General features: G+C 62.1%; 1 protein-coding gene. It reads right to left on the bottom strand.

Annotated elements, in window-relative coordinates; translation table 11 throughout:
* The coding region (locus PQR32_RS42150; protein WP_408241809.1) for a hypothetical protein at positions 1–330 on the bottom strand (330 nt) is incomplete at its 3' end.
* Positions 331–567 lie beyond the last annotated feature (237 nt).

Below are 567 nucleotides of genomic sequence, written 5' to 3' on the forward strand. Positions count from 1 at the left end.
CGCGATCTCCTCCTGCAAATACTGATCCCTGATCTGGTCGATCTGGTACACCGTCAGGTGCACGTTATTGGCAATGTCGGCTGATGTATGACCTTCGCCCAACTGACGGATCACGTCCTGCCTGACCTCCGGGGGGACTGGCGGCGCGCCTGCCGCGGCCGCGGGCTGGCCGGCCTGTTCGGTCAGAAACGCCTGGTGCAGCTTCTGGGTTTCGCCCAACAGATACTGCTCAATTAGCCGGTTGACGACGTCAGGCTCCACATTCAGGTTCTGCGCGATCTGCTCCGGCGGAATTTGATCCGCCAGCTGCTTAAGAACCTCCGGTGTCATCGTCTCTTCGTACGTAGGCGGCGCGTCGACACGCTGGCGTTTTGACGGGGGATACGTTTCCCCGCCGGTGGAAGTGCCTGGCGGAGGCGATCCAGATCCGCCCGGCCCGGTCGGAACAGGAGGCTGTCCCGCACCGGCTTCCGGTTGAGCCGCTTGCATATGGAGTACGTCGACCGCCAGCCTGTCGCGGCGATTTTCCTGGTCTATGAGCTCCACGGTTTCGGGTTGGAGATGCAT

Origin of the sequence: Paraburkholderia dipogonis, assembly GCF_046027395.1 — a bacterium.
GTDB lineage: Bacteria > Pseudomonadota > Gammaproteobacteria > Burkholderiales > Burkholderiaceae > Paraburkholderia > Paraburkholderia dipogonis_A.